Raw genomic sequence first — 23,986 nt, forward strand, 5'->3', positions numbered from 1 at the left:
GACCGGCCCGGAAACCTGCTCGCTCGATCCATGCCCGTTTCGGATCGAGCGACCATCGAAGTGCCGCTGCCAGTCGGTAGCCGGATCGAGTCAGCGGTGGGCTGCGGCCGCGGGCAGCGCCGGTAGCGGGCGCTGCCCGGGGATCCGCTAGCGGTTCGAATCGGCCAGCAGGTATTCGCGGAGTTTGGCGCGGTCGGGCTTGCCGGGGCCGCGGAGGGGGAACTCGTCGAGGACGGCGAGTTCGCGGGGGGCCGCGATGGAGTCGAGTTCGTCGGCGACGTATTCGCGCAACTCGGCCAAGTCGGGTGTGGCGCCGGGCGCGGGGATCACCGCGACGGCGACGCGCTGGCCGAGTCGTTCGTCGGGCAGGCCGAGGACGACCACCTCGCTGATCGCCGGGTGATTGATCAGCACGGCCTCGACCACTTGCGGAATCACCAGCAAGCCGCCGGTGGTGATGGCCTCGTCGAGCCGCCCGGTGATGCTCAGGACGCTGTCGTCGAAGGTGCCCGCGTCCTCGGTACGGAACCAGCCCGGTTCGGCGAAGGCGGGATGGTCGGGCTGGTTGCGATAACCCGAGGCGATCATCGCGCCGCCCAGGACGACCCGGCCGTCTTCGATGCGGACCTTCGTGCCCTCCAGCGGCACGCCGTCGTATACGCAGCCGCCGCAGGTCTCGCTCATGCCGTAGGTGCGCACCACGGTGATGCCCGCGGCTCGCGCGCGCTCGTAGACCGGCAGCGGAGTGGCCGCGCCGCCCACCAGCACCCCGTCGAGCTCGGCCAGCGCGGTGGTGGCGACCGGCGACTCGAGCGCCTTGATCAACTGGGTCGGCACCAGGGCCGTGTAACGGCGTTCCCCGCGCATACCCGAGATGGCGCCCCCGAGGGCCTCCGGCAGGAACCCACCGGACACGTCCAGCACGGTGGGCTCGGTTCCCGCCAGGATGCTGCGCAACAGCACCTGGATGCCGGCGATGTGATGGGTCGGCAGGGCCAGCAACCAGTTGCCGGGGCCGCCGAGCCGGTCGTGGGTCGCGGTGCCGCTTGCGCGCAGGGCCGCCGAACTGAGCATCGCGCCCTTCGGCACGCCCGTGGTGCCGGAGGTGGTCACCACCAGAGCGATGTCCTCATCGATCGGCTCGCCCGGCGACAAAGCGTCGCTCAGGCGTCTGGCTTCGCGCCGATCGCTCGTGGGAATGGGCAGCCACGCCGCCCCGCTACCTTCCAGCGCCTCCCGCAGGTGGGGTATGACGTCGCCGAGGCCGGACCCGGTGGGCATCGGCAAGGTACGCAGTTTCTTGCTCATGCCGTGCCTCGCCGCTCGCCGGACTCGGTGGTGCCCAGAGCCGCAGTGCCCATGGCTCGCTCGCTGCACTCCCTCACGGTAGGGATCGTGTCATGCCCGCGTCACCGCGTGCGGAACGGGTCGGTCTGCCGGGGTGGCGCGCCCGCGGCGCGGCCACCCGGTCGGATCGGGGCTCGGATAGGACAGACATCGAGACTGCGATTCACTCGTCGGACGGGACACGGACACAGCCGGCCCGGACGTCGGCGGTCGGGTGGCCCTCCGAGCGTTATCGTCCTCGCCGGTCGACCCGTTGGCAACTCGGCACGGCCCGCGCAACTACCGAACGGAACCGTTGTCACGACGCCGGCCAGCGGGAATCCCGTCGGATCGGATGCGTCGGCGGAACCTCGACGAACACGATCGGCACACCGTCGGGATCGCGCACCCACATCTCGTGCAAACCCCACGGCTCCTCGACCGGGGCGCGATCGATCGCGATGCCCTTCAGCGCCAGTTCCGCGGCGGCGTCCGTCACGTTGCGCACCTGGAGCCAGATCGCGCCCTCGAACGACGACGACCTGCCCGACCCGCCGTGCGCGGCCACCTCGATCAGCGACTGTCCCGCGAAGAAGACCGTGCCGCCCGGATACTCCCGCGCGACGGCCAGTTCCAGCCCGTCCCGATAGAACGCGAGCGTGGCCTCGTAGTCGGCGGGCCGCAGGATGATCCGGCTGCTGAGGATGTCCATGTCAGAAGTACCAGGGGTAGGGGGTCCAGTCCGGCTTGCGTTTCTGCAGGAACGCGTCGCGGCCTTCGACGGCTTCGTCGGTCATGTAGGCCATCCTGGTCGCCTCGCCCGCGAACAGTTGCTGGCCCACCAATCCGTCGTCCAGCAAATTGAACGCGTACTTCAGCATGCGCTGCGCCTGCGGCGATTTGCCGTTGATGTCGGCGGTCCACTCCAGGGCGACGTCCTCGAGTTCGGCGTGATCGACGACCTTGTTCACCGCGCCCATCTGGTGCATCTCCTCGGCGGTGTACGGACGGCCGAGGAAGAAGATCTCCCGTGCGAACTTCTGGCCGACCATCTTGGCCAGGTACGCGCTGCCGTAACCGCCGTCGAAGCTGCCCACGTCGGCGTCGGTCTGCTTGAAACGCGCGTGCTCGCGGCTGGCCAAAGTGAGATCGCAGACCACGTGCAGGCTGTGCCCGCCGCCCGCGGCCCAACCGTTCACCAGCGCGATCACCACCTTCGGCATGAAACGGATCAGCCGCTGCACCTCCAGGATGTGCAGGCGGCCCGCGCGGGCCTGGTCGACGGTGTCCGCCGTCTCGCCAGTGGCGTACTGATATCCGCTACGGCCGCGGATGCGCTGGTCACCGCCGGAGCAGAAGGCCCAGCCACCGTCCTTGGGGCTGGGGCCGTTGCCGGTGAGCAGCACCGCGCCGACATCCGGAGTCATCCGGGCGTGGTCGAGGGCCCGGTAGAGTTCGTCGACCGTGTGCGGGCGGAACGCATTGCGCACCTCCGGCCGGTCGAACGCCACACGCACGGTGCCCTGCTCGAGGTGCCGGTGATAGGTGATGTCGGTCAGGTTCTCGAATCCCGGAACGGGGCGCCACAGCTTCGGATTGAACGTCACCGGGCAATGCTAGGTCTCGTGCGGCTCGAAAGTCGTGGTCGGGCCCGTGAGCGGCGACGCTCCCCGGATACCGGCGCCTCGCCTCCGGAAGTCGGCGGTGCGGTGCGGTCGCCATGAATCCCGGCTGTTCGCACGGGATCGGCGAGACTTCGATTTGACGGTGTAAAACAACGCGTTACCGTGCAGGTATGAGCGAGCGAGTGAAACCGGTTATAGACCGGAGCGCGGTGGACGGATCCCGGTACGAGAAGCATGGCGGATTCCCGAAGGTCAGGCCGGCGAAGGTCGGGCCGGACTTCGGCGGGTTCGTGGAAGCCATGCGGACGTTGCAGGATCTCGCGGTGTCCGTGGACGCGCCGGACGACGTCTTCGGGGCCGCGCAAGCCAAAGCCCGCGAGCTGATCGAATTGCTGGAGCCCTACCGCGCCCCCGAGCTGCAGGGACCCGCGGGCCGCGCCGTCGAATTGCCGGGACGAGGAAGCCTTCTGCTGCTGCCGTGGCAGGTGGTCGCGGCGGGGCCGGACGGCATCGAGATGACGGGCGTGTTCCGCCGCTTCCATCTCGGCGGCAACGGCGCCGCGCACGGCGGCGTGCTGCCGCTGCTGTTCGACGACCTGCTCGGCATGATCGTGCACTACGCCGGACGGCCGATCAGCCGTACCGCGTACCTGCACGTGAACTACCGCAAGATCACTCCGCTGGAAACGCAACTGACGGTTCGCGGACGGGTCGACCGGATCCAAGGACGAAAAACTTTCATCACCGCCGAATTGCTCGATGAGCAGGGCGATCTGCTCGCGGACTGCGAAGGTTTGATGGTCGAGTTGCTTCCGTGGCAGCCGTAGCCGGGTGAATGCTGGCGCGGGTGCGTATAGTTGCCCTCGCTCGTTCATCGATACCGATCCGGAGGAACCTGAAAGTGGTTGCAGCACTGTCTGAATCCCTGCTCGACGACGCGAAGCGCCCGGCTTTCCTTGCCGATGCCGTCGAGGTTCTCGACGCCGAGGTGTCGGACAAGGGTGGTGCGTCCGGCCTGGCTGTGAAGGGTGGCTACGCGGCGGTCAAGAAGATCAGCCCGTCCATCGTCCCCGATGCGCTGGAGTCGTTGGCGCCCAAGCTGGTCGCGCAGCTGGAGCCGTTCTGGCAGGAGTACACCGCCTCGGGCAACGGCAAGTTCGCCGACCTGCTCGTCGCCAAGTCCGATGAGGTCGCCGAGGCGTTGCTCGCCGTCACCGACGCCCGGGCCGAGGCCTCCAGCCGCCCTGCGCTGCAGAAGGTCTACTCCTCGATGCGTTCCTCCGCCAAGAAGAACGTCATCGAGGCGCTGCCGCGGGTCGGCGACCTGATCGAGAAGCACGCCAAGTAAGCCCTCATGGCTCGCGTTCGAGCGACCACCCTCGCGACTTTGTCGCGGACGTGGCGGCCACTCGAACGCGAGCCGGGCTGAGTTGGTTTCTCCAGCGCCCGCGGCGCTGGGTGTTCGCGGCCCTCTGGTGGCTCGCGTTCGCGCGACCGCCGCTTGCTCCTTGGCCGCCTACGCGACGGCCGCGCAAACGCGAGCCGGGCTGTGTCGGTTTTTCCAGCGCCCGCGGCGCTGGGTGTTCGCGGCCCCTTGTGGCTCACGTCTGCGCGAGCCGGGCCGCGAACGGCGGATGCTCGGTCTCGCTCCGCTCGAACCGCCGATCACTTCGTCGTGGACCCGGCAGCCGGGGAGTGAGCCGGGCTGCGAACGGGCAGTGGGCGAGGACACAGTGTGATTGCGAGCCTCCCGGCGGGGACTTCTCGTTGGCTGTCTGCCAGTCTGGAGGCGTGAACCCGTCTACAGCACAAGCGCAGGTCGTCGTCGACGAGCTCGTGCGCGGGGGCGTGCGGGATGTCGTCCTGTGCCCCGGCTCCCGGAACGCTCCGCTGGCTTTCGCCCTTCAGGCTGCCGACGCGGCCGGGCGGCTGCGGCTGCACATGCGGATCGATGAGCGCACGGCGGGCTTCCTCGCCGTCGGGCTCGCGATCGCGAGCCGGCTTCCGGTCCCGGTCGTGATGACCTCGGGGACCGCGGTGGCCAACCTGGGACCTGCCGTGCTGGAAGCGAACTATGCCCGGGTCCCGCTGGTGGTGCTCAGCGCCAACCGGCCCTACGAGTTGCTCGGGTCGGGCGCCAATCAGACCGTGGAACAATTCGGCCTGTTCGGCAGCCAGGTTCGGGCCACCATTTCGCTCGGTCTCGCGGAGGAGGAGGCGGGCGACGCCGATCACCCGCCCTACGGTCAGCAGAACAGCCAGTGGCGCTCCGCGGTCTGCCGGGTGCTGGCCGCGGCGCGCGGCACCCGCTCCGGCAACGCGGGCCCGGTGCACTTCGACGTCCCGCTGCGTGAGCCGCTGGTCCCGAATCTCGGGCCGGGCGAGACGGCGCCCGCGGGTCGCACGGGCGGGTGCGCTTGGACCGAGACGCAGTACGCCACCCTGGACGTGCCGCTCGATCTCGATCTCACGTCGGACACGGTCGTGATCTCCGGGCACGGTGCCGGGCTGCGGCCGGAGTTGGCGGAACTGCCGACCGTCGCCGAGCCCACCGCCCCGATGCACGGCCCAGCGCTGCATCCGCTCGCGCTGCCCTTGCTGCGGCCGAAACAGGCGATCATCACCGGCCGTCCCACCCTGCACCGGCAGGTCTCGAAGGTGCTCGCCGATCCGGACGTGCGGGTCTACGCGCTGACCACCGGCCCGCGGTGGCCCGACGTGTCCGGCAACGTAGTCGGCACCGGGACGCGCGCCGTCACCACCGGGGCTCCCAGTGCGCAATGGCTGGAACAGTGCCGCGAGTTGAACGCGAAAGCCGACCAGGTGGTGCGCGCCGAACTCGCACGGCACCCGAAACCCACCGGGTTGCACGTCGCCGCCGTCGTGATGGACGCGCTACGCGACGGCGATCAACTCCTGCTCGGCGCCTCCAACCCGGTGCGCGACGCCGCGCTGGTGTCGCATCCACGTCCGGGGATCAAGGTGCTGTCGAATCGGGGCGTGGCCGGTATCGATGGCACCGTGTCCACGGCGGTCGGCGCGGCGCTGCACCACGTCGGGCGCACCATCGCGCTGATCGGCGACCTGACCTTCCTGCACGACGCGTCCGGCCTGCTGATCGGGCCCGGCGAACCGCGGCCCGCCGATCTGACCATCGTCGTGGCCAACGACGACGGCGGCGGCATCTTCGAACTGCTCGAGCAAGGCGACCCGCAGTACGCGGGGGTGTTCGAGCGGGTCTTCGGCACACCGCACGGCATGGATCTCGCGGCGTTGTGCGCCGCCTATCGCATCCCGCACCGGCAGGTGGATCCGCAGCAGCTGGCCGTCGAGCTGACCGGGCGCGCCCATGGCATGCGGGTGCTCGAGGTGGCCACCGAGCGGTCCAGCCTGCGGGAACTGCATGCGGCGGTGCGGTCGAAGATCCAGCCCTGACCGGCCGCCCGCGCGGGCGGTCAGTAGCCGAATTCGTCCTCGGGGTCGTCGTCGAGCGGAACCGCGATGGACTGCTCCATCACGTCCGCCGGGTTCGCCTCCAAGACGTCGCGCTCCAAAACCGCTCGTCCGACGGTGTCGTCCTGCTCGGGCAGGTCGTCGGCGAGCACCGGTTCCTCCGGATACGCCGGAATGGACTGCTCGGCGAGATCGGCCTCCGGGACCGCGTCGGCAAGGGGATCTGACATGGTGCGCTCCTCTCCGCGTGGGCCTCTCCGATCGGCATACCCGTCGCGGGCCGCCGCAATCGAGGCGGGCGATCAACTTCGACTGGATCGAGGATGCCTCTGGTCCGCAGCTACGGCAAGCATCGGACCGGTCATGTTCGCCCCTGTTCGCCTGCTTGCGGCGCGGTACCGTTCGCGGGGTGCTCGACCACCGCGAGGGTGCGCCCGGCCATGAACCGCGCGGTCCGCACCGCCACTCCCGATCGCGTCACTTCGCTGACTTCCACCACGCCACGCGTGATCCGTACCTCGACCCGCCGCCCCGCCCGGGTAGCCGCGAACCAGGGCTTTTCACCGCTACGAGTTGGTTGCGGAAAGGCTCGCCGCTCAATTTCGCCGCCTCGCCTCGTCTCCATTCCCGGAGACGTCACACACCCCCGAGGAGGCCAGATGAATCCCGAGTTCGACTTCGCGCCCGCGGCCGCGGCTTTGGCGAGCGTCGTCGGCGGCATCACCGACGATCAGCTCGCGGCGGCGACGCCGTGCGCCGACACCACGGTCCGCGATCTGCTCGCGCACGTCATCGATCTGACCGAGGCGTTCCGTCAGTCGGCCACCAAGGAGGCCGTCGGCGGTTCGGTCGCGCCGCCTCCGCCTGCCGGGCGCGTCTTGCCGGAGGATTGGCGCGGGCGCATTCCGGCGCAGCTGGACGCCTTGGTGGCGGCGTGGCGGGAGCCCGCCGCCTGGGACGGCGTGACGGAGGCGGGGGGAGTGAGCGAGCCCGCGCCGGTGATGGCGAGGATCGCTCTGGACGAGGTGGTCGTGCACGGCTGGGATCTCGCGAAAGCCACGGGTCAGCCTTTCACCTGCGACGCCGGGCATCTGAGCGTCCTGCTGGACATGCTGCGTGACACACCGGCCGAAGGCGTGCCCGGCCTGTTCGGCCCGGTGGTGCCGGTAGCGGCGGAAGCGCCGGCCCTGGAGCGGGTCCTGGCTTTCACCGGCCGCCGCGCGGACTGGAACGCCGCGGCGGTGCTCGGCTAGCCGACCGGCGGGGAGCCCGTGGGCACGAACGTGCCCGCGGCCACGGCGGCGGCCGCGGCGCGCGCGGCCGTATCCGCCGCGGCGTCGTCGATCGGGTCGCCGCTGGCGAGCAGCCGATAGTAGAGCGGGGCAGACACCGCCGACAGCACTGCGCGCGCGTCGGTGTGCTCCGGCGCTTCACCGCGCGCGACGGCGGCAGCTACACATGCCGACCATTCGGTGAGGCGCACGTCGTAGAAGCGGCGCAGGGCGGTCGCGGCGGACTCGTCGCAGGTGGCGGCCGCGATCACGGCGCGAAACAGCCGGCCTTGGCGAGGATCGGACAGTGTTCTCGCGACCAGGCGGGCGTTGGCGGTGAGATCGCCGAGCAGGGAGCCGGTGTCGGCGCGCGGCAGCGACTGCTCGGCCATGTCGACCAGCAGGTCGGCGATCAGGCCCGTGGGTGTGCGCCAGCGGCGGTAGACGGTGGTCTTGCCGACTTCGGCGCGCGCGGCGACCTCACCGAGGTCGAGGTGGGCGAAGCCGCGTTCGGCCAGCAGGTCACCGGCCGCTCGCAGGACGGCGGCGCGGACTCGCGCGGTGCGTCCACCGGGGCGAACAGATCCCGGGGTGGTCTCTTCCGACTCCATAACGGCACTCCAGTTTCATTTGTGCGCGAACGGGTGTACCGTCCGAAGTGTTAACGGAACTATAGACCCTTTAGGAGGGTGGTCCAGTGAACGTTCGGACGGAGGACGCGCAGATGGAGTACCGGCGGCTCGGCGCATCGGGGCTGCACGTCCCGGCCTTGAGCTTCGGCGCGGGCACCTTCGGCGGTCGCGGCGAGCTGTTCGGCGCGTGGGGCGACACCGACGCCGGCCAGGCGCGGCGACTGGTCGACATCAGCTTGGACGCGGGCGTGTGCATGTTCGACACCGCCGACGTCTACTCCGACGGCGCATCCGAGGAGGTACTCGGCGCGGCCGTGAAAGGCAGGCGTGATCGCGTGCTGCTGTCCACCAAGGCGACGCTGCCCACCGGTCCCCGCCCGGCGGACGCCGGTTCCGGGCGGGCCAGGTTGATCGGCGCGGTGGAGGGCTCGCTGCGCAGACTCGGCACGGACTACATCGATCTGTTCCAGTTGCACGCCTTCGACGCGGGCACGCCGGTGGAGGAGGTCGTCGCCGCGCTCGACGATCTGGTGCGCGCGGGCAAGATCCGCTATGTCGGCGCGTCGAACTTCGCGGGCTGGCAGCTGATGAAATCCCTTGCTGCGGCGGATCGCAACGGTCTGACCAGGTATGTCGCGCATCAGGTCTACTACTCGCTGGTCGGGCGGGATTACGAGTGGGAACTCATGCCGCTGGGCCGCGACCAAGGCATCGGCGCGGTGGTCTGGAGTCCGCTCGGCTGGGGGAGGCTCACCGGCAAGATCCGGCGCGGGCAACCGCTTCCGGAAGGCAGCCGTCTGCACCGGACCGCCGAGGCCGGACCACCGGTGGACGACGCGAAGCTCTACGACGTGGTGGACGTCCTCGACGAGCTGGCCGCCGAAACCGGCAGGACGGTCCCGCAGATCGCCCTCAATTGGCTGCTGCGCCGCCCCACCGTCGCCACCGTCATCGTCGGCGCCCGCAACGAGGAACAGCTGCGCCAAAACCTCGGCGCGATCGGCTGGGAACTCGATGCCGACCAGATCGCGCGCCTGGACAAAGCGAGTGAAACCACCCCGCCTTACCCCTACTACCCGTACTACCGCCTCCCGGACTTCACCCGCCTGAACCCGCCCGCGGTGTGAGCGAATTCGAAGGTGGACCGTTAATCCGTTCGGATAGGCGTGGCTGTGAAGCCGAACTCGCCAATAGTGATCTCGGCCGGCCCATCCAAGCGGTCCAGGTCGTACATCGCCTCTCCCAGGTGGGTGGACATCAAGTCCATCCACCACTCCCAGGGAGATTCGGGCCTGCCGTGCAGAGCATCCTCCGCGATCTTGCGGTAGTACTCCCGCAGTGTGCCCGGGGCGAATCGCATGGGTATCGGAGTTGGCAGCGCCACGCTATCGCGTTCGATGATGTACGGAACGCCATCCCGTAGCGCGATTCTCAACCCTTCCCAGCTGCCGGCTCGAACGATCGAGTCTGTCAGCTCAGAGTACGTCGGCTCGGTCACGGCAAGCCTTTCCTCCCGGGTAGGCAGTGATGATCGCTCCGTCACTGCCAACGATAACGGTGGCGTTCCAGGATGTGACTTCTATCACTGAAGTTCTGCGAGGTGTGTGAAGAGTCGGGATGAACAGTCAGTACACGTCGCGGACGTAGCGCTTTTCGGCGACGAGTTGTTTCTTGAAGGCCAACGCTCCGTGCTCGTCGAGTTTGCCGTGGATGCGGGCGATGCGCAGGAGGGCCTCGTCGACGTCGGCGGCCATGCGACTGGCGTCGCCGCAGACATAGAAGTGGGCGCCGTCGCGCAGCCACGACCACAGCTCGGCGCCGTGCTCGATCATGCGGTGCTGCACGTAGATCCGCTCTCGCTGGTCGCGGGAGAAGGCCAGGTCCAGCCGGGTGAGAAAGCCGGAGCGGAACATGTCCTCCAACTCGGTGCGGTAATAGAAGTTCTGCGCGGCATGCTGATCGCCGAAGAACAGCCAGTTGCGCCCCGTGCAGCCGAGGGCCCTGCGCTCCTGCAAGAACCCCCGGAAGGGCGCGATGCCGGTGCCCGGGCCCACCATGATCATCGGCACGGACGGGTCGGCCGGGGGGCGGAAATGCGGCGCGCGCTGCAGGAAGATCGGCACCGCCGCGTCGGCGCCCGCTCGATCGGCGAGGAAGGTCGAGCACACTCCGCCGCGCCGCGCCGCCGACCCGGTGGCGGCCGGGTCACCGTAGCGCACGACACCGACGGTCAGCTCCACCTCATCCGGGCTGACCAGCGGGCTCGACGAGATCGAATACTGGCGCGGCTGCAGCTTCTTCAGCGTGCCGAGCCACTCCACCAGATCGGCCCGCACCGGGAAATCGCGCAACACGTCCACGGCCTGCCGGTCCCACAGGTAATTGGCCAGCTCGTTGCGGTTGTCCCGGCGCAGCAATTTGGCGAGTTTGCCGCTGTGGTTGCGCTCGGCGAGGAAGCCGAGCAGGTCGTGACCGACCTTGGTGATGTCGTAATGCGTGCGCAACGCTTCGGCCAGGGTGAGTTCGCGTTCGTCCACCTCGACCGCGCGGCGACCGTCCAGCCCGGTGGCGGCCAGCCATTCGGTGACCAGCGCGTCACTGTTCACCGGCCAGACGCCAAGGGAATCACCCACCTCGTACGCGCCGTCCAGGCCACACAGATCGAACCCGAAGCGGCGCACCTCTTTCGGTGATCCTTCGGCCGACAGCAACTCGTTGCGCAGCAGCGGAGCGCGCAGCGGTGCGGCGCGGGTGAACGGCGCCGGAGCCGTGCGGGTTCCTACCGGCGCCGGTGCGGCAGCGGGCGATTCCAGCGTCGCGACGCCGCCGCGGGATGGGGAGCGACCCGGGCCGGTTCCGCCGCGCACCGGCAGATCGGCGGGGGAGCCGGGCTCCGCGTCACCGAACGCGGCGAGCACGTCGTCGAGCCAGCGCTGCGCCGCGTCTTCGTAGTCGGGTTCGCTGTCGACGCGCGGCAGCAGCCGGGTCGCGCCGAGTTCGGCGAATTTCTCGTCGAGTTTGCGGCCGTAAGCGCAGAAGTCGTCGTAGGAGGAATCGCCGAGGGCGAACACGGCATAGCGCACACCGGTCAGCCGCACGACCGCGCCGGCTAGACGCTCCCAGAAGTCGGTTCCGTTGTCCGGCGGCCCGCCGTCGCCGAACGTGCTGCTGACCACCAGCACGTCGCCCTGGATCGTGTTCAGGTCGCAGGAGTCCAGGTCCAGCAGTCGCGGCGCGAAGCCGTGCCCGGCCAGATGCGCCGAGACGGTGGCCGCGAACTCTTCGGCGGTGCCGGTCTGCGAGGCCCACAACACCGTGATCGCCCGGGCCGCGCACTCGTCCACCGCGGGCGCCGGGCCCGCAGTGCCGCGCGAGTACATCCCCGCCAGCAGCCCGTCGACCCACAGCCTGCCGTGCGCGGACATCGGCGCCGAATCCGGGAGCACCGGCTGACCGGTCACCGGAAGCGCCTGCAACGCCGCGAGATAACCACTCAAGTAGATCCGCTCGGTCTCGCTGAGCGTGGGCGCGGTGCCGCTGTCGAGGCCGAGCGCGGCCGCCAGCGGGTGCACCGCCTGGGCCGCGGGCAGCGCGGCGGGTACCTCCGGTTGCGGCACCGCCGCCACCCGGCGCAGCGCCACCGCACACGCCTTGAACTCCGGTTGCAAGGAGTCCGGATCGACCGCGTCATTCGTGACCGCGTTGATGGTCAGATACTCGCCCTGCTCGTCGTTCCAGTGAAACGGCACGAAGCAATCGCCCGGCCGCACCCGATCACCGACCAGCACGGGCAGCACCGCGCGGCCACGGCGAGAGGCGATCTCGAGCTGATCGCCCGCGCGCAGGCCGAGACGCTCGGCGTCAGCCGGGTGCACCTCGACGAACGGCGCGCCGTTCAGCTTGGTCAGTTTGTCGATCTTGCCGGTCTTGGTCATCGTGTGCCACTGGTGCTGCAGGCGGCCGGTGTTCAGCAGGAACGGGTAGTCGTCGTCCGGCATCTCCTCCGGCAGCATGTGTGGCCGCGGCCAGAACACCGCGCGACGGCTCGGCGTGGCGAAGGCCAGCCGGGGCCGGTGGCCGTGCTCGTCGGCGAACAATGTCTGGCTGACGCCGTCGTTCAGGTAGCGAATCGGATTACGCCTGCGTTCCGGCCGCGCGCACGGCCACTGCATCGGCCCTTCGCGCAGTGCCTCGTAGCTCACACCGCGCAAGTCGTAGCCGGTCGCGGGATTCGCGAAACGGGTGATCTCGTCGAACACTTCGGCGCTGGAAGCGAAATCGAAGCCGGGGAAGCCCATGGCGGAGGCGATGTCGGCGATGATCCGCCAGTCCGGCCGCGCGTCGCCGGTGGGGGGCACCGATTGCTGCAGCAGGGTGAGGTTGCGTTCCGAATTGACCATCACCGCGTCCGCCTCCGCCCACAGCGTGGCGGGAAGCAGCAGGTCGGCGTAGGCGTTGGTCGCGGTCTCGGTGTAGGCGTCCTGGGCGATCACCAATTCGGCCGCTTCCAGTCCCGCGATGACGGTCTTGCGGTTCGACACGGTGGCGACGGGGTTGGTGCAGATGATCCAGGCCGCTTTGATCGTTCCTTCGGCCAGTTCACGGAACATCTCCACGGTGCCGGGCCCGGCTTCGGTGCGCAGCGTGCCGGGCTCCAGTTCCCACACGGTCTCCACGAACGCCCGGTCCGCGGCGGAGAGCAGGCTGCGCTGACCGGGCAGGCCCGGACCCATGTAGCCCATTTCGCGCCCGCCCATCGCGTTGGGCTGCCCGGTGAGCGAGAACGGCCCGCTGCCCGGACGGCAGATCGCGCCCGTGGCCAGGTGCAGGTTGCACAGCGCGTTGGTGTTCCAGGTGCCGTGCGTGGACTGGTTGAGCCCCATCGTCCACAGCGACATCCATTCGCCGGCCTCGCCGATCCACCGAGCGGCGGTGCGGATGTCGGCTTCGGCCAGCCCGGTGATCTCCGCCACTCGCTGCGGCGGATAGTCGGCGAGGAACTCCGGCATCGCGGCCCAGCCCTCGGTGTGCTCGGCGATGAACTCCTCATCGATGTGGCCGTTCGCGACCAGCAGGTGCAGCAGCCCGTTCAGCAGCGCCAGGTCCGTGCCGGGAGCGATCTGCAGGAACAGGTCCGCCCGCGCGGCGGTCTCGGTGCGCCGCGGGTCCACGACGATGAGCTTGGCCCCGGCCTTCAGCCGGTCGGCCATCCGCAGGAACAGGATGGGATGGCAGTCGGCCATGTTGGCGCCGATCACGAAGAACAGGTCGGCGTGCTCGAAGTCGTCGTAGGATCCGGGCGGCCCGTCCGCGCCGAGCGACTGCTTGTATCCGGTCCCCGCGCTGGCCATGCACAGGCGCGAGTTCGCCTCGATGTGCACCGTGCGCAGATAACCCTTGGCCAGCTTGGTCGCGAGGTACTGCGCCTCCAGCGACATCTGCCCGGAGACGTAGAGCGCGATCGCGTCCGGCCCGTGCTCGTCCAGGATCGCGCGCAATCGGGTGGCGGCCTCGTGCACGGCCTCGTCCACGGGGAAGGGCACCGGGACCTGACCCCGTTCCGAACGCCGGTAGGCGGTTTCCATCCGGCCGGTGGTGCGCGTCAACTCGGCGTGCGTCGCGCCCTTGGTGCACAGCCTGCCCGCGTTCGCCGGATGCAGTTTGTCGCCGCTGACCTTGGCGATCACCGGCTTCCCCGCGCCGTCCGGGGCGGTCGTCACCGTGATCCCGCAGCCCACGCCGCAGTACGAGCACGCCGTTCGGGCGATGCCGTCGCTGTGGCCGGTCACTGGGTCGGACATGCCTTCGATCATGCGGATCGCCGATTGCGCGGGATTTACCCCGCGTTATCACCAGGTGACATTCCACCTCACCGTGCTCGAAATCGGTGGTGAGGTGTGACCGAGGTCTCCGGCTCAGCCGAGTTTGTACGCCCGGTGCAGCGCGACGACGCCTCCGGTGAGGTTGCGCCACTTCACCGACGACCACCCGTTCGCCGCGATCCGCATCGCCAGCCTGCGCTGGTTCGGCCAGTCCGAGATCGATTCGGCCAGGTAGACGTAGGCTTCGGGATTACTGCTCACCATGCGCGCCACCTTGGGCAGCGCCTTCATCAAATACTCCAGGTACACCGTGCGGAACAGCGGGAGAACCGGCGCGGAGAACTCGCACACGACCAACCTGCCGCCGGGCTTGGTGACCCGCAGCATCTCGCGTAAGGCGAGGTCGGTGTCGGCCACATTGCGCAGCCCGAAAGAGATCGTGACCGCGTCGAAGGAGTCGTCCGCGAACGGCAACGCCATGGCGTCGGCCGCCACCATCGGCACGTCACGGAAACGGCCCGCGCTGAGCATGCCCTTGGAGAAGTCGGCCGCCAGGCACCAAGCACCGGATTTCCGCAGCTCCAGCGTCGATACACCGGTGCCGGCGGCGAGATCGAGCAGCCGTTCGCCCGGCCGCGGCGACAGCGCCCTGCGGGTCGCCCAGCGCCAGTAGCGATCCTGCCCCGCGGAGATCACCGTGTTGGTCAGGTCGTATCGCCGGGCGACGCCGTCGAACATCGCCGCGACTTCGTGCGGCTGCTTGTCCAGCGAGGCCCGGTTCGATTGCGTTTTCGCCACGCCAAGACCCTAACTCGCGGTCTGTTACGAACCGAGCGCGGCGCGTGGATACTTCCGTCACGCCCGAGCGGCCTCAGGCCGTATGCGGCAACCGAATCCGTGAGCCGGTCACTTCGGCGTAATGGCCGATCAGCTGGGCGCAGATGGCGGGCCAGGTCCGCGACAGCACCGACTTCCTGGCCGCTCCGGCGAAGCGGTCACGCAGCTGCGAATCGTGCAGCGCCCCGATGGCGCTGGGCAGCAACTCGCCGAAGCGATCCACCGGAAGCAGGTAGCCGTTGCGGCAGTGGGCGATCAGGTCGCGCGGACCGCCCGCGTCGGGGCCGATCACCGGGACACCCGACGCCAAGGCCTCCTGCACGCCCTGGCAGAACGTCTCGTGCTCCCCCGCGTGCACCATCACGTCCAAGCTGGCGTATGCCCGCGCCAGCTCGTCGCCGCCGAGTTCGCCGGTGAACACCGCGGTCGGCATCAGTCGCCCGAGCCGTCGGCGTTCCGGTCCGTCGCCGACGATCACCAGCTGGACATCGGGGTCGGCGCCCAGCACCGCCAGCCGCTCGACGTGCTTCTCCGGCGCGAGCCGCCCGACGAAGCCGACCAGCAGCCGGTCCCGGCCCGCGAGCCAGGCGTCGCGCAGCTCGGCGGAGCGGGCGCTCGGCGTGAAACGCGCGGTGTCGACACCACGTCCCCAGCGGTGCACGCGCGGGATGCCGTGCCGGGCCAGATCCTCGGCAGCCGCCCGGGACGGCGCTAGCGTCCGCGTGGCTCCCTCGTGGATACGCCGGGTCCAACCCCATGCGGCACGACCGGTCAGCCCCAGTCCGTAGCTCTTGGCGAAGCCGGCGACGTCGGTCTGATACACCGCGACGGTGGGCAGATCCAGCCGCAGCGCCGCACCCAGACCGCCTGCGCCGAGCAGGAACGGCGAGGCCAGGTGCACCACGTCGGCATCGAAGCCCTCGATGGCCGAGACGATGCCCGGCTGCGGCAGCCCGACCGGCAGCGAACTGATCTTCGGCACCATGACCGCGGGCACCCGATGGACCGGGAAACGCTGGTACTCGCGCGGAGCCGCGGGCTGACCCCTCGGGGTGTCGGGCGCGATGATCAGCGCGTCGTGCCCGTGCTGGTCCAAGTGCTCCAGCACCCGCAGCACGGAGTTGACGACGCCGTTCATATTCGGCAGGAACGACTCCGCGACGATCGCTACACGCACGTCCTCAGCTTGACCGGTACACCGCGCCGCGCCGCCACACCGAAGTGAAGCGCACGGAAAGATCCGGCGAACTGTCGGAGCGCCGCCGGTCTTCGCCCGGCGCCGGGAGGTCAGGCCTGAGGCGCGGGGCGAGCCACCGGCTCGGCACCTCGGCTCCGGCGGGAGAGCAGCCACAGCGTGGGCAGCGCGAGCAGCCACACCACCACGATGACCGACAACGCGGGCGGAATCGCGACGCGCACGTCGCGGCCTTCCACGCGCACCAGGTCGGGGTCGCTGCGGCTGTATTCCACCCGGATCCGCTCACCCGCGGTCAGGTTGGTCGGGTACAGCACGCCGACCTTGGGATTGTGTGTTTCGCCGTCCGGTGTGACGTACATGACCGCCGAGCGCAACCGCCCCGCCGAGAGCACTTCGGCCGTGGTACTGCCCTTGTCCGAGCTGATCAGGTAGTCGTTGCGCCACGCGGCCAGCACCAGCAGCCCGACGAGCACGCTCACCGCCGTCGCGGCGATCAGCACCCCGATCCTCGCCCGTCGCAGGCGGATCGGCCGCCCTCGAGACTGGCTGGTTTCCGACACCGCCACAGGCTACCGACCGGCTCGGCTACGGTGGCGGCCATGTCCCGAAAATTCAGCTTCACCGTGCCATATACCGTCCCGGTCGAAGATCTCCACCGGGCACTCACCACCGACGACGTCTGGCGGGCCCGCTTCGCCGACGCGCCGACCGCGACGCTGGAGCTGTCGCACCCGGACGGCGCGGGCACCATTCGCATCCATATGACCGAAAAGGCCGCGCAGGACAAGGTACCCACGCTGGTCCGCAAGGTGCTCAAGAGCGACCTCACCTTCTCCCGCACCGACAACTGGCAGGCGCTGGTCGGCGAGGTCGCCAAAGGCACCTTCGAGGCCACCACCGGCGGCATCAACACCGCGATGTCCGGGTCCTACGAAATCCGTTCCACCGCGGAGGGATCCGAGATCGAGGTGGCGGGCACCGTGCAGGTGAAGGTGCCCGTGGTCGGCGGCGCGATCGAGCCGCTCGCCGAGCAGTTGCATCATCGGGTGCTCAACAGCGAGCGCAAATTCATCGAGGAGTGGCTGTCGGCGAAGCCGACCGCCTGAACGCGCGTTGCCCCGGCCCGGCCGGGGCAACGCCGCCGGGCCTACGCGAAATCTTGCGGTGAGTACGCCTTCGGCTCGACCAGAACCAGCCAGTTCCCGGAATTGTCCCGGACGATCGCCTCGGTGCCGTAGGGCCGTTCGGCGGGCGGCTGGACGAACTCCACGCCCTTGGCGGTGAGTTCCTCGAAGGTCTTCTGGCAGTTCTCCGTCCGCAGGCCGAGGGAGCCGTGTGTGCCGTTGGCCAGCGCGCGCCGGACGGCGTCGGCGTAGTTCTCGTCCAGCGGCGGACCCGGGAGCATCAGGGTGATCTCCAGTTCCGGGTGCGCGGGATGCGCGACGGTGACCCAGCGGAAACCGTTGTCGCCCATCGTGATGTCGCTGGTCTCGACGAACCCGAGCTTGTCGACGTACCACTCCTTCGCGGCGGTTTGGTCCGTGACGTACACCGTAACCAGGGAAACATTCGTAATCGTCGTCATGCGGGCCAGGCTATGGCGGCCGCCCCGGCACCGGCTTCTCCGAAATTGCGCTGTTGCTCAGCCGCGCGGTTCGCGGTCGGAGAGCCCGTGCATGAAGACGAAACAGCCGGGAATGCGCGGCGCGCCGTCGGCGAACTTCGCCTGGTACTCCGACGGCGTGACGCCGACCAGCTGCCGGAACTTGCTGCTGAACGAGCCGAGGCTGCTGTAGCCGACCAGCATGCACACCTCGGTGACGGTGAGATTGGTCGCGCGCAGCAGGTCCTGGGCGCGTTCGATGCGCCGCTCGGCCAGATACGCGGCCGGGGTGAGGCCGTAGACGGCGGAGAACGCGCGCAGGAAGTGGTATTTCGACACCCCGGCGGCCGCCGCTAGCCCGTCCAGATTAAGCGGGTCGGCGTAGTGCCGGTCGGCCAGGTCCTTGGCGCGGCGCAGATGCGGCAGCAGAGACAGCGCGGGCAATCCGCGGGCTCGTCGTCCGCTCATCGCGCCTCCCGTGCCTAGGCGAACGGCGGACGCTCGTCGAAGCGCAGCGACGCCCGCCCCGCCATCCGCCAGGCCCGCGCGGTCAGGTCGACGTCCTCGTCGGTCACCAGATTGCCCATCACCCGGACGGCCGTGCGCTGCAAGTACTTCGAGCGCAGCACGGGAGGGCCGCCCAGCGGCACCATGCGCGGATGCGTGGCCAGGCCCGCGATCCGCCGGGCGACCGAGAACGTGCGCCCGTAGCGGGCACGCAGCACCTGCGGCCAGATCGCGCCGAGGTCGGGTTCGTCCAGCAGGTCGGCCAGCATGTGACCGCCTTCCAAGCCGTAATCGATGCCTTCGCCGTTGAGCGGGTTCACACATCCGGCGGCATCACCGATGAGCACCCAGTTGCGTCCCGCGACGTTCGACACCGCCCCGCCCATCGGCAGCAGGGCCGAGGCCACCGCGCGCAGCGAGCCCTCGAACTGCCATTCCTCCCTGCGCAGCGCGGTGTAGTGCGCCAGCAGCGGCTTCAACGCGATATGCGAGGGCCTGCGTTCCGTCGCCAGCGACCCGACACCGATGTTCACCTCGCCGTTGCCGAGCGGGAACACCCAGCCGTAGCCGGGAACCAGCTCGCCGGAGGCATCGCGCAACTCCAGGTGCGAGGTGATCCACTGATCGTCGCTGCGGCCGGACCGGATGTAGGCCCGCGCCGCGGTGCCGTAGGCGTATCGCCGATGCCAGACGCGGCCGAGCAGCCGCCCGATCGGTGAACGCACCCCGTCGGCGACCACCAGCGTCCGGCACGAGATCGTCCGGGTGCCGTCGGCGGTCCGCACGGTCACGCCCGTGACCCGGTCGTCCTCGCGGGTGACATCGACCACTTTCGTGCCGTCCACCATGCGCGCGCCGGACTTCACCGCCGTCTCACGCAGTTTGTCGTCGAGTTCGGTACGCGGAACCGCGCTTCCGTACGTCGGGAAGGAACCGCCCGGCCAGCTCAGCAGCGCCTCGCGGCCGAAGCCGGTCATCCGGAGGCCGTGGTTGACGATGTGCGCGCGCACCCACTCGCCGAGACCGAGCTGCTCCAGTTCCGCGGTCGCGCGCGGAGTGAGCCCGTCACCGCAGGTCTTGTCCCTGGGAAAGACCGCGGAATCGATGAGCAGCACGTCCCGTCCCGCCCGAGCCGCCCAGGCCGCCGACGCCGATCCGGCCGGGCCCGCGCCGACGACCAGCACCTCGGCGCGGCTGGGCAACGCGTCCTCGTCGCTCGCGGGACTCGCTTCCGGTGCACCCATGCGCTCCATACTCGCAGGGCCGTCGCACCCATGTCGACGGCGGTCGCGCTCGCGTCGTGGACGATCACCGCCGACGCGCCGCGATCGTGGTCGATCCACCACAGAGTGACGGTGTTCATGGGCCATCCGACCGGGACACGCTAGGTTCTCTACCGTGGGGTCGAACGCATCGCTGGGAGAAGAAATGAGCACATCGGCCATGAGCGAGCGGAGCGAGCGAATCATGGACACGACGCACGGCGGAGCCGGGAGCGACGCGAGCACGGTCGTGGCCGGAGTCGACCTCGGTGACAGCGTGCTGGCCGACACCGTGCGCAACGGCCTGGCGGGAGTCGAGAAACTCCTGGTCGAGGAGCTCTCCGACGGTGCGGAATTCCTCCAGGAGGCCGCCCTGCACTTGGCCAAGGCCGGCGGCAAGCGCTTCCGCCCGCTCTTCACCATCCTCACCGGGCAGCTCGGCCCACGCCCCGCCGATCCCGCGCTGATCACGGCGGGCACCGTCGTCGAGCTCGTGCACCTGGCCACGCTGTACCACGACGACGTCATGGACGAGGCCCCCATGCGCCGCGGCGCTCCGAGTGTCAACTCGCGGTGGGGCAACAACATCGCCATCCTGGCGGGCGATTACCTGTTCGCGCACGCGTCCCGGCTGACCTCCACCCTCGGCCCCGACGCGGTGCGCATCATCGCCGAGACCTTCGCCGAACTGGTCACCGGTCAGATGCGCGAGACCATGGGCGCGCGGGAGTCGCAGGACCCGGTCGAGCACTACCTGCGCGTGGTGTGGGAGAAGACCGGATCGCTGATCGCCGCTTCCGGCCGCTTCGGCGGCACCTTCTCGGGGGCGGACCCCGAGCACGTCGAGCGTCTGGCCCGCCTCGGTGACGCGGTCGGCACCGCCTTCCAGATCTCCGACGACATCATCGACATCTCCTCCGCCTCCGAGCAGTCCGGCAAGACTCCCGGCACCGACCTGCGCGAAGGCGTACACACCTTGCCGGTGCTGTACGCGCTGCGCGAGGAGGGCGCCGACGGCGATCGTCTGCGCAAACTGCTGGCCCGTCCGCTGGAGACCGACGACGAGGTGGACGAGGCGCTCGCCCTGCTCGCCGACTCGCGCGGCATGACGCTGGCCAAGGAGAAATTGCAGGGCTACGCCGACCTCGCCTACGCCGAGCTGTCCGCCCTGCCCGGCGGTCCCGCCAACGACGCGCTCGAACGGCTGGTCCGCTACACCATCGAACGCGTGGGGTGAGCGCGGCGCGGATGCACCGGAACTTTGCCTGGGGCTTCTATCGTTTATCTGCTGTAAGGCGACTCGGTGAACGGGGGAGCGGCAAGGGAGACGTATGCACGGGCACGGGTTTGCGAACGGGCTGAAGACCTTCGGGCTGATGGTGGGCCTGTCGGCCCTGATCGTGGTGATCGGCGCGTTGTTCCGCAACCCGACGATCCTCGTCGTCGCGATCCTGCTCGCGGTGGGCATGAATGCCTACGCGTACTTCAACAGCGACAAGATCGCGCTGAAGGCCATGCACGCGCAGCCGGTCAGCGAGTTGGAGGCCCCGGTCATGTACCGGATCGTGCGGGAGCTGGCCACCATCGCGCGGCAGCCGATGCCCCGGCTGTACATCAGCCCGACGAACGCGCCCAACGCCTTCGCCACCGGACGCAGTCCACGCCACGCCGCGGTCTGTTGCACCAGCGGCATCTTGCAGCTCCTCGACGAGCGGGAATTGCGGGCCGTGCTCGGTCACGAGCTCTCGCACGTCTACAACCGCGACATCCTCATCTCCTCGATCGCGGGTGCGCTCGCGGCGGTCATCTCCGGCGTGGCGAACCTGGCCATGTACCTGTCCATGTTCGGCGGCAATCGCAACGGCGAGGGTCCGAACGTGCTGGCCGTGCTGCTGGTGTCGCTGCTCGGCCCGATCGCCGCGACGCTGATCAAGTTGGCCGTCTCGCGTTCGCGCGAATTCCAGGCCGACCAGTCCGGCGCCGAGCTGACCGGTGATCCGCTGGCGCTGGCGTCCGCGCTACGGAAGATCGAACGCGGCGTGCAGGCCGCCCCGCTTCCGCCCGAGCCGCGGCTGGCGTCGCAGTCGCACCTGATGATCGCCAATCCGTTCCGCGCGGGTGAGCGGGTCGCGCGCTGGTTCTCCACGCATCCGTCGATGAACGAACGCATCGCCCGGCTCGAGGAGATGGCGGGCGGCCCGCGCCGGTACTGAGTCCCCGGGCGCTCAATCCTCCATGGCCAGCTGGTCTTCGTAGGCGCGAAACGTCTCGACGAACAGCTGCCGCTGCTGCGCGGTGAGCGGCTCGAGCACCGTGCGCCAGGCGCGAGCGCTGCGCCCGAGCCATTTGTGCACGGCTTGCTCGTGCGCCGGTGCGATGGCGACTATGGTGCGTCTGCGGTCGTCCGGGTCCGCGCCGCGTTCGAGCACACCCTGCTTGCTGAGTTCGCCGACCATCAGACTCACCGTCGTCGGCGCCACCTCCAGCCGGGCGGCCAGATCCGTCACCGTGGTCGGTCCGTCGAACACCAGATTGGCCAGCAGCGACAGGTGCCGACGCGCCAGCGAAAACGACTCCAGCTCCTTCGGGGCACCCAGTTTCTTGGCCCGTCCCACCACGCGCGGCATCAGCAGCAGCAACGTGCGGATGCCTTCGTCCACGCCGAGTCCCGGCCGCTCCTCGGTTGACACCCCGACCGCCTTCCCACACCTGTGTCTACAAAACAATTTTGCTTGCAAAGCAAAACCCTGTCTTCTGATCAGGCTGTAACCAGCGGCCGCGGCGGCTGCGGCGGCTGCGGTCGTACCGCGGAAGGGTGTCGGACATGACCGATCCGGAGCGCAGTGGGCCGAACGAGTTCAACCAGGCGATCATCGCGGAGTTCCGCGCGAACGCGGGCCGCGTCGGCGGAATGTTCGAGCGAGCGCCGCTGCTCCTGCTCACCACCGTCGGCGCGAGAACCGGACGCGACCACACGGTGCCGGTCGTCTACCGCACGGAATTTCGACCGCCTCGCGACCGGATTGGAGACCCACTTCACCTATGAGAAGCAGACCCTCGTGGACACCGCTGAACGCGACCGATCCCGCCGCGCTTCGGCCGGCGGTCAGCGGTAGTTGACGAACTGCAGCGCTATGCCGAAATCCTCGCCCTTCAGCAGGGCGATGACGGCCTGCAGATCATCGCGCTTCTTGCTGCTCACCCGCAGCTCATCGCCTTGAATCTGCGCCTTCACGCCCTTGGGGCCCTCGTCCCGGATCTTCTTGGAGATCTTCTTCGCGTGCTCGGAGTCGATGCCCTGCACCAGTGAACCGGTGATCTTGTACACCTTGCCGGAGGAGACCGGCTCGCCCGCGTCGAACGCCTTCAGCGAGATGTCGCGGCGGATCAGCTTCTCCTTGAACACCTCCAGCGCGGCCTTCACACGCTCCTCCGCCTCCGCGGTGAGCACGATCTTGTCCTCGCCGGACCATTCGATCGACGCGCCGGTGCCGCGGAAGTCGTAGCGGGTGTTGAGCTCCTTCTCCGCCTGATGCAGAGCGTTGTCGACCTCCTGCCGGTCGACCTTGCTCACAACATCGAAAGACGAATCAGCCACGCTGTGCTCCTGTTCTGACGGTCCGACGGGTGAGCTGAACCCGATGCTTCCAGCCGCCGTCAGTTCTACCCGGAGACCCGAGGGTAGTCGCGTCGCAGTGCCGATAGCCAGCCGGTTTGCATTCAGGGTGCGGGTTCGATGTATTCTGCTCAGCGCGCGAAACAATGCGCGAACGGCAGGTTGCCCGAGCGGCCAATGGGAGCAGACTGTAAATCTGTCGGTGAAAGCCTACGTAGGTTCGAATCCTACACCTGCCACCGTCGTTCGCTGAGTGAGCCCTGTACGCAAAAAGCGCGTACAGGGCTCACTTTGTCTGTCTTGTGGGGGTGCAACCCCCACCCCCCGCCCGGCGGGGCTTCGCCCCCCGGACCCCCCTTCGGCGGTTGCTTCGGTCACGTCTGTTGCGTTGTCTTGTGGGCGACCGACTGACATTTGCGATCTCTCCCGGTTGCGCCCGAGCGCAGCCCAACACTGCTCCATCCTTCCGCGTCGCGTCGATCGCTTCGTTCAACGAGTGATCGGGGTTCGTCGGCGGGCCGTAGCATCATCTCGATGGCTTCGACGGGCTCCATTCGTCGAGACATCGCTATGCCTACCGGGATGAATCGCTTTTTGGTGCTCTCGTGTGGCGTGATCGCTCGAGCGGCCATGTTCGTGTTCGAGGGCAGCCACCCTACGCGTTCGATAATCGCGTGGTCGCGAGCGGCGAATCCCGGGTATAGGCAGCCCTGAAACTGCGAAAGTTCCGGGCTGAGCGCCGGAAAATATTGCTCTGACCACGCGGTTTGGTGCTGAGACCGGTGAGTGTGTAACCTCGTTCAAGACTTCACCGCGCTGGGGTCGAGCGTTCGA

General features: G+C 68.9%; 24 protein-coding genes and 1 tRNA gene. 10 read left to right on the top strand and 15 right to left on the bottom strand.

What is annotated here, in order from left to right; all coding sequences use genetic code 11:
- Nucleotides 1–147: 147 nt before the first annotated feature.
- The 3 genes from menE to ACWEKR_RS13120 all read right to left on the bottom strand — a co-directional run bounded on the left by menE (nucleotide 148) and on the right by ACWEKR_RS13120 (nucleotide 2,933).
- On the bottom strand, nucleotides 148–1,308 hold the full coding sequence (gene menE / locus ACWEKR_RS13110) for an o-succinylbenzoate--CoA ligase (protein ID WP_452354659.1): 1,161 nt from the start codon (nucleotides 1,306–1,308) through the stop codon (nucleotides 148–150).
- Between the two features lie 337 nt (nucleotides 1,309–1,645).
- Nucleotides 1,646–2,038 carry a VOC family protein gene (locus tag ACWEKR_RS13115; protein ID WP_452354660.1) on the bottom strand — a complete coding sequence of 131 codons (393 nt, stop codon included), beginning with the start codon at nucleotides 2,036–2,038 and terminating at the stop codon, nucleotides 1,646–1,648.
- Between the two features lies 1 nt (nucleotide 2,039).
- Complete coding sequence (locus ACWEKR_RS13120) at nucleotides 2,040–2,933, bottom strand: 1,4-dihydroxy-2-naphthoyl-CoA synthase (protein WP_452354661.1); 894 nt, start codon at nucleotides 2,931–2,933, stop codon at nucleotides 2,040–2,042.
- Nucleotides 2,934–3,121: 188 nt separating this feature from the next.
- Here ACWEKR_RS13120 and ACWEKR_RS13125 point away from each other — a divergent pair, with 188 nt between their 5' ends.
- The 3 genes from ACWEKR_RS13125 to menD all read left to right on the top strand — a co-directional run bounded on the left by ACWEKR_RS13125 (nucleotide 3,122) and on the right by menD (nucleotide 6,386).
- Nucleotides 3,122–3,778, top strand: a complete 657-nt coding sequence (locus ACWEKR_RS13125; protein WP_195084085.1) for a PaaI family thioesterase — start codon at nucleotides 3,122–3,124, stop codon at nucleotides 3,776–3,778.
- Nucleotides 3,779–3,852: 74 nt separating this feature from the next.
- On the top strand, nucleotides 3,853–4,299 hold the full coding sequence (locus tag ACWEKR_RS13130) for a DUF6918 family protein (RefSeq protein ID WP_159841696.1): 447 nt from the start codon (nucleotides 3,853–3,855) through the stop codon (nucleotides 4,297–4,299).
- Between the two features lie 443 nt (nucleotides 4,300–4,742).
- Entirely contained in the window at nucleotides 4,743–6,386 is a 1,644-nt protein-coding gene (gene menD, locus ACWEKR_RS13135; RefSeq protein ID WP_452354662.1) for a 2-succinyl-5-enolpyruvyl-6-hydroxy-3-cyclohexene-1-carboxylic-acid synthase, read from the top strand.
- 20 nt (nucleotides 6,387–6,406) lie between these two features.
- Here menD and ACWEKR_RS13140 read toward each other — a convergent pair whose 3' ends face one another.
- Nucleotides 6,407–6,634 (bottom strand): hypothetical protein, encoded by a 228-nt coding sequence (locus tag ACWEKR_RS13140; protein ID WP_452354663.1) that lies wholly within the window; start codon nucleotides 6,632–6,634, stop codon nucleotides 6,407–6,409.
- Between the two features lie 429 nt (nucleotides 6,635–7,063).
- On the opposite strand from ACWEKR_RS13140, the gene ACWEKR_RS13145 reads away from it, so the two are divergent.
- Entirely contained in the window at nucleotides 7,064–7,657 is a 594-nt protein-coding gene (locus tag ACWEKR_RS13145) for a TIGR03086 family metal-binding protein (protein ID WP_452354664.1), read from the top strand.
- On the opposite strand, the gene ACWEKR_RS13150 is transcribed toward ACWEKR_RS13145, so the two are convergent.
- Nucleotides 7,654–8,286: a TetR/AcrR family transcriptional regulator gene (locus ACWEKR_RS13150; RefSeq protein ID WP_452354665.1), complete on the bottom strand. Its 633-nt coding sequence runs from the start codon at nucleotides 8,284–8,286 to the stop codon at nucleotides 7,654–7,656. The two genes, ACWEKR_RS13145 and ACWEKR_RS13150, sit on opposite strands and share 4 nt — an antisense overlap.
- A gap of 113 nt (nucleotides 8,287–8,399) precedes the next feature.
- Between ACWEKR_RS13150 and ACWEKR_RS13155 the strand changes: the two genes are divergently transcribed.
- Nucleotides 8,400–9,434 carry an aldo/keto reductase gene (locus ACWEKR_RS13155; RefSeq protein ID WP_452354695.1) on the top strand — a complete coding sequence of 345 codons (1,035 nt, stop codon included), beginning with the start codon at nucleotides 8,400–8,402 and terminating at the stop codon, nucleotides 9,432–9,434.
- A gap of 20 nt (nucleotides 9,435–9,454) precedes the next feature.
- Here the strand turns inward: ACWEKR_RS13155 and ACWEKR_RS13160 are convergent, their stop codons facing one another.
- The 5 genes from ACWEKR_RS13160 to ACWEKR_RS13180 form a co-directional block, all read right to left on the bottom strand.
- Nucleotides 9,455–9,805 (bottom strand): hypothetical protein, encoded by a 351-nt coding sequence (locus tag ACWEKR_RS13160; protein WP_195084080.1) that lies wholly within the window; start codon nucleotides 9,803–9,805, stop codon nucleotides 9,455–9,457.
- Nucleotides 9,806–9,932: 127 nt separating this feature from the next.
- On the bottom strand, nucleotides 9,933–14,108 hold the full coding sequence (locus ACWEKR_RS13165) for a molybdopterin-dependent oxidoreductase (RefSeq protein ID WP_452354666.1): 4,176 nt from the start codon (nucleotides 14,106–14,108) through the stop codon (nucleotides 9,933–9,935).
- Nucleotides 14,109–14,222: 114 nt separating this feature from the next.
- A complete protein-coding gene (locus ACWEKR_RS13170) occupies nucleotides 14,223–14,927 on the bottom strand; it encodes a demethylmenaquinone methyltransferase (protein WP_195084077.1) in 705 nt (234 codons plus the stop codon).
- A gap of 73 nt (nucleotides 14,928–15,000) precedes the next feature.
- Nucleotides 15,001–16,143 carry a glycosyltransferase family 4 protein gene (locus ACWEKR_RS13175; protein WP_452354667.1) on the bottom strand — a complete coding sequence of 381 codons (1,143 nt, stop codon included), beginning with the start codon at nucleotides 16,141–16,143 and terminating at the stop codon, nucleotides 15,001–15,003.
- A gap of 110 nt (nucleotides 16,144–16,253) precedes the next feature.
- Complete coding sequence (locus ACWEKR_RS13180; RefSeq protein WP_159841714.1) at nucleotides 16,254–16,724, bottom strand: DUF3592 domain-containing protein; 471 nt, start codon at nucleotides 16,722–16,724, stop codon at nucleotides 16,254–16,256.
- A gap of 39 nt (nucleotides 16,725–16,763) precedes the next feature.
- On the opposite strand from ACWEKR_RS13180, the gene ACWEKR_RS13185 reads away from it, so the two are divergent.
- Nucleotides 16,764–17,270, top strand: a complete 507-nt coding sequence (locus tag ACWEKR_RS13185) for a DUF2505 domain-containing protein (RefSeq protein ID WP_452354668.1) — start codon at nucleotides 16,764–16,766, stop codon at nucleotides 17,268–17,270.
- A gap of 41 nt (nucleotides 17,271–17,311) precedes the next feature.
- On the opposite strand, the gene ACWEKR_RS13190 is transcribed toward ACWEKR_RS13185, so the two are convergent.
- From ACWEKR_RS13190 to ACWEKR_RS13200, 3 genes are read right to left on the bottom strand one after another with little or no spacing between them, the layout of a single operon-like run.
- On the bottom strand, nucleotides 17,312–17,749 hold the full coding sequence (locus ACWEKR_RS13190) for a VOC family protein (protein ID WP_195084076.1): 438 nt from the start codon (nucleotides 17,747–17,749) through the stop codon (nucleotides 17,312–17,314).
- 57 nt (nucleotides 17,750–17,806) lie between these two features.
- Nucleotides 17,807–18,235: a helix-turn-helix transcriptional regulator gene (locus ACWEKR_RS13195; RefSeq protein ID WP_452354669.1), complete on the bottom strand. Its 429-nt coding sequence runs from the start codon at nucleotides 18,233–18,235 to the stop codon at nucleotides 17,807–17,809.
- A 14-nt stretch (nucleotides 18,236–18,249) separates the two neighbouring features.
- Entirely contained in the window at nucleotides 18,250–19,518 is a 1,269-nt protein-coding gene (locus ACWEKR_RS13200; RefSeq protein WP_452354670.1) for a geranylgeranyl reductase family protein, read from the bottom strand.
- Nucleotides 19,519–19,741: 223 nt separating this feature from the next.
- On the opposite strand from ACWEKR_RS13200, the gene ACWEKR_RS13205 reads away from it, so the two are divergent.
- Nucleotides 19,742–20,773 (top strand): polyprenyl synthetase family protein, encoded by a 1,032-nt coding sequence (locus ACWEKR_RS13205; RefSeq protein WP_452354696.1) that lies wholly within the window; start codon nucleotides 19,742–19,744, stop codon nucleotides 20,771–20,773.
- 94 nt (nucleotides 20,774–20,867) lie between these two features.
- Nucleotides 20,868–21,749: a zinc metalloprotease HtpX gene (htpX, locus tag ACWEKR_RS13210; protein ID WP_195084073.1), complete on the top strand. Its 882-nt coding sequence runs from the start codon at nucleotides 20,868–20,870 to the stop codon at nucleotides 21,747–21,749.
- A 12-nt stretch (nucleotides 21,750–21,761) separates the two neighbouring features.
- On the opposite strand, the gene ACWEKR_RS13215 is transcribed toward htpX, so the two are convergent.
- Complete coding sequence (locus ACWEKR_RS13215) at nucleotides 21,762–22,226, bottom strand: MarR family winged helix-turn-helix transcriptional regulator (protein WP_452354671.1); 465 nt, start codon at nucleotides 22,224–22,226, stop codon at nucleotides 21,762–21,764.
- 134 nt (nucleotides 22,227–22,360) lie between these two features.
- On the opposite strand from ACWEKR_RS13215, the gene ACWEKR_RS13220 reads away from it, so the two are divergent.
- A complete protein-coding gene (locus ACWEKR_RS13220; protein WP_452354672.1) occupies nucleotides 22,361–22,582 on the top strand; it encodes a nitroreductase/quinone reductase family protein in 222 nt (73 codons plus the stop codon).
- A 60-nt stretch (nucleotides 22,583–22,642) separates the two neighbouring features.
- Here the strand turns inward: ACWEKR_RS13220 and ACWEKR_RS13225 are convergent, their stop codons facing one another.
- Nucleotides 22,643–23,134 (bottom strand): YajQ family cyclic di-GMP-binding protein, encoded by a 492-nt coding sequence (locus ACWEKR_RS13225; RefSeq protein WP_039802015.1) that lies wholly within the window; start codon nucleotides 23,132–23,134, stop codon nucleotides 22,643–22,645.
- Between the two features lie 174 nt (nucleotides 23,135–23,308).
- Here ACWEKR_RS13225 and ACWEKR_RS13230 point away from each other — a divergent pair.
- Nucleotides 23,309–23,391: transfer RNA gene (locus ACWEKR_RS13230), tRNA-Tyr, on the top strand.
- Nucleotides 23,392–23,986 lie beyond the last annotated feature (595 nt).

It is taken from the genome of Nocardia sp. NPDC004573, assembly GCF_053602135.1.

Bases quoted from the DNA above. Each gene is read 5' to 3' on its own strand.
- htpX (WP_195084073.1), top strand. From the start codon at position 20,868: ATGCACGGGCACGGGTTTGCGAACGGGCTGAAGACCTTCGGGCTGATG.
- ACWEKR_RS13115 (WP_452354660.1), bottom strand. From the start codon at position 2,038: ATGGACATCCTCAGCAGCCGGATCATCCTGCGGCCCGCCGACTACGAG.
- ACWEKR_RS13185 (WP_452354668.1), top strand. From the start codon at position 16,764: ATGTCCCGAAAATTCAGCTTCACCGTGCCATATACCGTCCCGGTCGAA.
- menE (WP_452354659.1), bottom strand. From the start codon at position 1,308: ATGAGCAAGAAACTGCGTACCTTGCCGATGCCCACCGGGTCCGGCCTC.
- ACWEKR_RS13165 (WP_452354666.1), bottom strand. From the start codon at position 14,108: ATGTCCGACCCAGTGACCGGCCACAGCGACGGCATCGCCCGAACGGCG.
- ACWEKR_RS13220 (WP_452354672.1), top strand. From the start codon at position 22,361: ATGACCGATCCGGAGCGCAGTGGGCCGAACGAGTTCAACCAGGCGATC.
- ACWEKR_RS13200 (WP_452354670.1), bottom strand. From the start codon at position 19,518: ATGGGTGCACCGGAAGCGAGTCCCGCGAGCGACGAGGACGCGTTGCCC.
- ACWEKR_RS13205 (WP_452354696.1), top strand. From the start codon at position 19,742: ATGGACACGACGCACGGCGGAGCCGGGAGCGACGCGAGCACGGTCGTG.
- ACWEKR_RS13190 (WP_195084076.1), bottom strand. From the start codon at position 17,749: ATGACGACGATTACGAATGTTTCCCTGGTTACGGTGTACGTCACGGAC.
- ACWEKR_RS13140 (WP_452354663.1), bottom strand. From the start codon at position 6,634: ATGTCAGATCCCCTTGCCGACGCGGTCCCGGAGGCCGATCTCGCCGAG.
- ACWEKR_RS13155 (WP_452354695.1), top strand. From the start codon at position 8,400: ATGGAGTACCGGCGGCTCGGCGCATCGGGGCTGCACGTCCCGGCCTTG.
- ACWEKR_RS13125 (WP_195084085.1), top strand. From the start codon at position 3,122: ATGAGCGAGCGAGTGAAACCGGTTATAGACCGGAGCGCGGTGGACGGA.
- ACWEKR_RS13145 (WP_452354664.1), top strand. From the start codon at position 7,064: ATGAATCCCGAGTTCGACTTCGCGCCCGCGGCCGCGGCTTTGGCGAGC.
- ACWEKR_RS13195 (WP_452354669.1), bottom strand. From the start codon at position 18,235: ATGAGCGGACGACGAGCCCGCGGATTGCCCGCGCTGTCTCTGCTGCCG.
- ACWEKR_RS13150 (WP_452354665.1), bottom strand. From the start codon at position 8,286: ATGGAGTCGGAAGAGACCACCCCGGGATCTGTTCGCCCCGGTGGACGC.